Source organism: Chthonomonas sp. (assembly GCF_035294505.1).
Taxonomy (GTDB): Bacteria; Armatimonadota; Chthonomonadetes; order Chthonomonadales; family Chthonomonadaceae; genus Chthonomonas.
In genome coordinates this window covers 1-7,700 of sequence record NZ_DATGKU010000225.1, presented here as the reverse complement: position 1 = coordinate 7,700, position 7,700 = coordinate 1, and the positions used below count along the sequence as shown (strand labels likewise).

At 53.2% G+C, this 7,700-nt stretch carries 7 protein-coding genes; 6 read left to right on the top strand and 1 reads right to left on the bottom strand.

The window, feature by feature from the left end:
- Positions 1-30 precede the first annotated feature (30 nt).
- From VKV18_RS13785 to VKV18_RS13760, 6 genes are all read left to right on the top strand, one after another.
- Positions 31-750, top strand: coding sequence for a hypothetical protein (locus tag VKV18_RS13785; protein ID WP_324204765.1), 720 nt, complete (start codon positions 31-33; stop codon positions 748-750).
- Between the two features lie 222 nt (positions 751-972).
- Positions 973-1,230, top strand: coding sequence for a hypothetical protein (locus VKV18_RS13780; protein ID WP_324204764.1), 258 nt, complete (start codon positions 973-975; stop codon positions 1,228-1,230).
- Positions 1,205-1,621: a PIN domain-containing protein gene (locus VKV18_RS13775; protein WP_324204763.1), complete on the top strand. Its 417-nt coding sequence runs from the start codon at positions 1,205-1,207 to the stop codon at positions 1,619-1,621. The genes VKV18_RS13780 and VKV18_RS13775 overlap by 26 nt, the downstream gene beginning before the upstream one ends.
- A gap of 208 nt (positions 1,622-1,829) precedes the next feature.
- On the top strand, positions 1,830-2,540 hold the full coding sequence (locus VKV18_RS13770; protein WP_324204762.1) for an HNH endonuclease: 711 nt from the start codon (positions 1,830-1,832) through the stop codon (positions 2,538-2,540).
- Between the two features lie 409 nt (positions 2,541-2,949).
- The gene (locus VKV18_RS13765; RefSeq protein WP_324204761.1) at positions 2,950-3,975 is read left to right on the top strand and encodes a glycoside hydrolase family 88 protein; all 1,026 of its coding nucleotides are present in this window, start codon (positions 2,950-2,952) and stop codon (positions 3,973-3,975) included.
- A gap of 870 nt (positions 3,976-4,845) precedes the next feature.
- Positions 4,846-6,027: a hypothetical protein gene (locus VKV18_RS13760; protein WP_324204760.1), complete on the top strand. Its 1,182-nt coding sequence runs from the start codon at positions 4,846-4,848 to the stop codon at positions 6,025-6,027.
- A 375-nt stretch (positions 6,028-6,402) separates the two neighbouring features.
- Here VKV18_RS13760 and VKV18_RS13755 read toward each other — a convergent pair whose 3' ends face one another.
- Positions 6,403-7,572 (bottom strand): amidohydrolase family protein, encoded by a 1,170-nt coding sequence (locus VKV18_RS13755; RefSeq protein ID WP_324204759.1) that lies wholly within the window; start codon positions 7,570-7,572, stop codon positions 6,403-6,405.
- Positions 7,573-7,700 lie beyond the last annotated feature (128 nt).

Here is a 7,700-nt window from a genome sequence, read left to right as displayed (position 1 = left end):
GACCACCACTACAACGGTTAAGGGGGGAGGGTGGATAGAGCCGTGGAGCCCGTGTCGGCTTGGTGGGTCACCGAATACAGGCAACCGCATCAAGGCACGGTGGAGCTTAGGCTTGGCTCAGCGCCGCTCGAGGAGGCGCTTCACGGGTTCAGCTTCATAGAGTTCTACGGCGAGTGGCCCACAGTGCTCCGCTACCTCCACTACACGCTGAGCTCGAACACAGACGCACGCCTCATATACGTGCAACTCTTCGGGGGCATCAACCCCTACACCCTCACACACAGCGACACAACACTCATAGTGAGGTGCTTCGACCACAACACACTCCTAGAGGCATTAAACCGCGTCGGCCAAGACGAGCAAGCAGGGTACACGCTCCTAGTGGCCAACCCATACCTCCACGCCAAAACCCCACGGCAACAAACAGAGATAACAGCCCACCTAAGAAGCATCGCCCAGGAAAGGAGGGTGATCACATTCAACCAAGAAACCAAAACACACACGCCAAAAGGAGGCTACTTCCACGCCTCCAGCGTACACATCCTAATACACCTCGAAACACAGCGGCGTAGAGGAAGAGGGGTGAGGAGGGGGATAGGCGGGTGGGACACCCTATACGCCACACTCACAAAACACCCAGCCAAGCCAAGCAACACCCACTACACACTACACCTAGACAAAAACCCACATCACAACAACCCCAAAACACCAACACTCCTCAACTGGTTCCAACTAACACGAGTGGAATAACACCCGCCACCAAAAGGCCAACAACCCCCAAAAACAACCATGGTTTAAGATGTCTTCGAAACACACTTGGAAGAATCAAATATCTAAAATAGTTTATGTTCAAAGCAAAGTAAAGAATCGTCGTTACATGGAAGCACACGGATAGGCTCCAGAGCAAAAGTCTCGATATGAGGTGTGAGAACCCTAAAATCCTTATAAATCACAAAGTGATAATGTTATGATATGTCTGAGACGATAAGAGTCTCCAAGGAAACCAAAGCTAAGCTACTCAAGCTTATCTCAGAGTTACAGCTAAAAACTAGTAAGAGGGTTGATTTCGACGATGCGATAAAGTATCTCATACAGGTCTCGGAATCCAAAAACAGAGACAGAAAAGCCCTACACTCCCTGCTCGGAGCCCTGAAGGATATCGACATCAGCGAATTACGCAGAGAAAGACGAGAGGAGTTAAAGCTTGAAAAGCGAAGATTTGGTGTTTGATACAGGCGTAGTGTTCGAGATACTCATCGGAAGCGCGGAAGGTGCAAAAACTCTCCAGCTTATCGAGAAAAACCGCATATCAGTCTATATTTCAGAGTTAAACCTGACCGAGCTCAAATACATCATATGCAGAAAGTACGGTGAAGAGTTAACCGAGGAAATCATTGGTAGACTCCTAGGTAGCGGATACTTCGAGGTCTCCCCGTTTCCGAGTATAGCCAACGAGGTTTGGAGAACAAAGTGTAAATACTCAATTTCCCTAGCCGACTCAGCCACCATCACCCTCGGGGAAGTTTTAGGTCTTAAAAGCGTGTTTAGAAGGGAAAAGGAGCTACTAGCAAAACGTTTACCCGGCCACGTGAAATTCCTAGACGAAATAATGAACCAATGAGGACTCAAACCCGAAAACACATTGGTGCAGCAAGCCACCTACCCAGCCAGCCAGTCACGAATAAACCGCTAGCACACTCAGCCATGCTACAAGCACCTACACAGCCCAAACACATCAACCGAAGAGGTTACTGCGTGGGGGTAGGTGTTTGAGGAATGGGGGGTTGTGAGCGCCAAGCACTCTTAGCGTGCAGATGGAAAACAGGTTTATGTCGAAGTGCGCCCTATATGTCACTATGCCCCCATCGGCGGTGAAAACCATCAGGGACCTCATCTTCTACGAGTACGCTAAGCTTATCGCAAGAAGCGCGGGCTTCGCGGGTAACTACGCGTTCATCATGAAAAAGTACACAGAGCTACGCGAGGGCCGCCTGGCTTGGAGTAACCTGACAAGAGAACACAGAAAGGAGTTCGAGAGAGGGAAGAGTTGCACCTACTGTGGCTCACCCCGCAACATAGGCTTCGACCACATAATACCCCTATCGAAAGGGGGCACAGACACCCCCGACAACTTGGTGGCGTGCTGCGCCTCCTGCAACACCTCCAAAGGGGACCGCGACCTCTACGATTGGTGGGTAAACACCCTGCACAGAGATGAAGACACCCTTCCACGCATAGTGGCGGGGAAATACCTGAAGCTAATATACGACATACACAAGGAACACGGAACACTCGACTCAACGGACCTAGACGGCGACAGCAAACTCACGGTGCTAGATCTAGGTGTAGTACTAGACAGCCAACACGAAAGCACACCATCGGCTCCAAAAAACAAGCCAGCCACCACCCCGCGCAAGGGAGACACCAAAACAAGAAAACGAAGAGGTGCAGGCGGCATTCACACTAGGCGCACCCATAACACAGCTAACCCAAGTGGGAGAGGGCTAATCAACAGGATCAGGAGAAAACTCAACATCTGAACGCCTAACCCCGCGCCAAACAGTGAAACCAAAAATCAAAAATCTCTCTAACTTCACTCGGTACGACAGGTGAACCACTAGTAGGGAGACGATAACACTAGAGAAAATAAGCACGCTTAGGCAGGTGACGTATAAGGGCGAGGGGGATGAGGGGAGGCCGGCTGAGAACCTTTAGGGAAAAATGGGTGAATGGAGCCGCGTCTCTGATTTCCTTAATCCAACAAGGTTGCTTTAGGGGTTTCTGGCGCCATACTCTAGGTCGTTTTGTGGAAACACGCCGAAGCCTCTAAATCCGCTGTGCGCCTCTGACCCGCTGGTTAAGGTGGGGATGTCTTTGGATGTTCCTCCTGATTTTTATCTTACGTGGGCGCACACCCCTAAAATCAGGGCGCCGGATGGATAACGCGTGGTGTTGCCGGCATTGAATAGGGAAATCGTGGAGCGCGCGGCTCATCTGCTATTCAATGTGGAGTGGCGGGTGTGGTATTTCGGTGACAACGCGGGTTTCTGGGGGCTTGAAGCCGCCTCCACTCTCACAGGCGACGACTCCTACATGTGCTTCGCGTATGGCTTGGCTAAGGCGTGGTGCGCTAGACGCACTCCCCCGCGTAAATACGACCAGACCCTACCAGGTCTAGAGTGCCTCAAACTCGCCCGCCGCTTCTCCGATGCACAACTCGTCGAAGCGCTGATAAGCCACGCTGAGTGGCTCTCCGGACACGAACGGGTCGGGGGCACATGGCTCACCGACGACGACTACCCAAGACTCATCTGGGTGGACACCCTTAGCATCCACCCCCCATTCCTCGCCGCGCTCGGAGAGTACAAACGCGAGTACTACGGCGTCGCGTGCGAGCTGCTACTAAACCACGCGGGGCTACTACAAGACGACACAGGTCTCTTCTGCCACACGTATAACGTGGACACGGCGACCACCAACGGCGTCCACTGGGGCAGAGGTCAGGGGTGGGCGCTCATGGGGCTACTCGAAACCTGGAAGAGGCTTCCAGATGGCTTCAGGGGGCGCGATGAAATCGCGTCCAGGTTTAGGCGCTGCCTCAAAGCCCTCGAAGCGCTTCAAACCCCAGAGGGCAGCTGGCACACAATCGTGGACGACCCAGAATCCTACACCGAGCCATCAACCGCAGCCTTCTACGTCATCGCCGCAAGCCAGGCCATAACACACGGACTGATACCTCGCAAACACTACACATACGTCAAACGAGCGTGGCGCGCCGTGGAAAACTCCTTCTCAGGCGACGGAAGGTACCTCGGGGTGAGCGAGGACACCTGGTCCGGGGATAAACAATACTACAGGAGCGTACCCAAGGGGTCCTTTAGCACCTGGTCGCAGGGCGTAGCGCTAGCCGCAACAAAGGAGTACACCGCCCTCCGCGGCCTATTAAGCGGAAGCGGAAAGGCATCGAGGGAGTAGAAGCGCCCATACACAAACAAACTCCGAGCGGTCACGCCGCCCGAGCACCCCGCAGGCCAGCGTTTCTAACCACTCCAACACGCCCAGCGCCCACATCTAGAAACAATCACTCTGAAATCCATTGTTAGGTTGAGTCGAAACATGGGTATAAACACGGGAAGCCACCACTTAGTTGGATAGCGAGAATCGGTATAGTCTGGAGACCACGCGGGGCGCAGCCGCTACTAGGAAACGCTTAACCAAGCCCACAAATCCGGGTGAGGCAACACTTATCTGGAGCCGGAATTTAAATCAAAAGATAAGTACGTGGGAACACTGGTTCCCGACCCATCGTTGGCACAATCCCCATAGCTATATTCTGATGCCTATGGAGGGAGTCGCTTCGAAGCGAGTCGACCCTTCAGGGACTACTCGGACGCATCGGCTATGAGGGCTCGTAGCCTTCGTAGCTTGGTGACTTCGTGGATAGGGAGCTATGCGGAGTGGTAGACTACGTGGATAGGGTGGCTCAACCCAAACTCCTCTTCTGGTCGACCAGCGGTAGTGCCGGATTAGGGTAGGATGCGAATGGCCTCCAAGCATATAAAAGCGTTATTTGGACACTATCCGACCAGCGGTGAAAGAGTTAAGAGAGTGTGGCTTGACCTAGCACGGCGCGCGGTCCCAGGGAAACTCGTGGAATTATACAGGTCGCCCACCCCTTCCCCACCTATTCACCTACCCACTACGTGGCCCCCACGGTGCCAGATAGACTGGGGAGGGGTGTGGGGGCTACGTCCATCCTGCATCCCGGACGCGCACCGCAGACCTACATCGCATATTAACATATCGCCTTTGAACTTATATTTGTGAATATATGTTTGTGAATATATGATAGAGAGGAGGGAGTGCTACGAGCTAAGCACTCTGAAGGGCTGGAGCCTTATATACGGTAGGAGGAAGGTTGGTAAAACATACTTGGCCACACGCTGTGTCCCCCATGACTCCTACTATGTGGTCACGAGGCAAATGGATGTGTTGAACGGTGGTGAGAGGCTCGAGTTAGGAAGGGCGGTAACCCAGATAGCGAGGGAGTTAAAGGCGGGAAAAAGCGTGATACTCGACGAATTCCAACGGGTGCCCGAGGCCTTGTGGGAGGTGCTCACTACGCAGCACCCGAGCGGTAAGCTTACACTCCTCGCAGGCTCACTGGGCATAACTAAGAAGGCGTTTGATAGGAACAGTCCACTCCTAGGCCTAGCACTACCCTATAGGATGGATGTGGTACACTACCCGGATGCACTCGCACACTTTGGGGATCCACTCAGCGCCCTACTCTTTAGGGACCCCTGGGTGACCGCGCATGCCACTAGCTGGGCCGACGTGTCGCGTAACCCCCAAGGATTCTACTACGTGGTTAAGGGACTTATCGGGGAGGTGTTCCAAGAGGAGAAGAGAAGGTTCACGCAGATCTACGAGGCGATTCTGGTCAGTGTCGCCGAGGGCGAATGGAACAGCTCAATCATCGCCTCAAGGCTACAATCAACCATGAGCGTGAACGGCTCAACCGTCTCCTCTTACTTGGACTCCCTCAGCAAAATGGGTCTAATAAGGAGGATTAGGGTGTTTAGAGGTGGGAGAGGCGCCGAGTGGTACCACACACTCTCCTCCCCCCTTATGTCCGCGGTACTATACGCCGAAGCGAAACACAGAGTCTCCGACAACAACCAAGAAGTGGACCTCACAAGGCCAATAGCAAGAGAACTACAGTTCTGCGTGGGAGAACTCCTCGCAGAGAAAAACGGGGCGCAGCCCGCGTACAGCCCGAAAGAGGACATAGACATAGTACTTCTAAAACACGGGAAACCAATAGCGGGCTACGAGGTAAAAATCGGCGAAATAGAAAAAGCGGAGGCTGAAAAGGCCACCTGGAAGATAAGAAGCGCGGGGATCCCCAGAGCCGGCCTAGTGAGTCTTACCGCGAAGCCACCACCCTCCGATGAAAGCCTCACAGCAGAGGACCTAGTGAAAATAGCTAGGGAAATACGCAAAAAATGGCAGAAGCGGTCGTAGAACACTTCCACTGCAGCGCTCACACCCCCAAACCACCCGCCGCCCCTCAGTGTCAGGAAGAAGCCAGACAGTTTCACTTATGCACATAAACATGAATAATAGGGCAAGTATATTTAGACCCTCAAACTGCCTCCCGAAGATCTAAGCAGAGATAAGAGGCTCGGTGCGTATTAGGCGTCTATCGAGTCTAGGCGATCGGATGACGCTGAAAAGGATCGATAAACACCCTCTCTAGGAAGGGTGATAACCACCTGTTGCGGACGGTTTCAGTATTATCAAAGAAGGTTATAGCGAGGTCAGTAAGCCCTGCTTCAATCTGGTTTAATCAACTAATGTTAATGCTTGAATAGGTGTTTAAACCATTTACCCGCCTTTCTATAGCACGCCTTTGGCTACAACGCCTCCCTTCACTACCACCTCCACGTTTTCGGTTTGAGCCCTGTTTACAACGGTTGAGTGCAGATTCCAAAAGGGTCTTAGTTTTTCCAAGTTTAAAACCAAGAAATCCGCGTTGCCACCCACACTCAACGGCTTTAAATGCAGAAGCTGCCTAGCATTCAGCGTCGCCGCCTTTAGCACGCTTCTTACGTCGTAAAAAGGTTTCCTAGTACTGCCGACCAAAACTTTGTATGCGAACTCCATTTCTCTGAACATGTCTGGTGAGTTCACCATCACGTTATCCGTCCCAAGTGCACCCCCGCTCTTCAGAATTTCACGTAGAGGTGGAAAACCATTCGCGAGCGCCGCGTTGGAGCGCGGGCAGCACACAATCTTTGCCGCTTTGCCCGCGAGTGCAACCTCTCTGCGGGTGGCGTGAGTCATGTGAACGAAAATATTGGGTTTTAAAAGCGAGAAGCACCTCTGAAACTCGTCTCTCCCGAAAACGTGTTTGAGCCTGTTTCTTGTGTTCTCTGATTCGAGGCAGTGCACGGCCACAAGCTTTTCGTGGGTTTTGGCGACTTCCCTTATCTGCTCGAGCATTCTGTCGCTGTACTCGTTCGCGCCGCTCACCCCTATCCCCTCAGAAATTTCGCAGACCCTGTGGAGCTCTTCGAGCTCCGACTCACCGAAGGGCTCATTCGACAGAACCTTCTCCTTTGAGGGTGGTTTGGAGGGTCTCCCAAAAAGCGCGACCCGCACACCCACACCTTCGCAAGCCTGCTTCGCAAGCTTCAAACCTTCAACCCCACCCTCTCTAAAGTCGAGCACGTGGGTCACACCGGACGCGACGCATTGTGTTAACGCCTCCCGCATAGCGCCGACGAGCTCCTCCCTTGCGCTACTCCGTAGGATTTTCGCCTTTAAACCCGCATGGGGGTCTACGGTCTCTTCAAGTGTTAGGCCGATGTACGCCTCCTTCGCGACCGAGTCACCGATGTGCGTATGCGCATTCACAAAGCTCGGGATAACCACGCGTCCATCGAACCCACCCTCCCTCTTTCCTTCTATTGAAACAATTTTGTCACCCCGCCAAGCGATTTCGCAGTCGAAGAGCGGCTCCAAGTCCTCGCCAACCAGCGCGCACACACCGCCCAGACTAGGCAACGCTCGACCCCTTTCTGAGCCCAGCAAACCTGAACTCGCTCATTCTGAGCAACTTTTGGTAAGAGCCGAAGACCTCGTCGGGGTCGACAACGGAGTCTAGTGGGCGAATCGGTTCGCCGTCCCGGTGC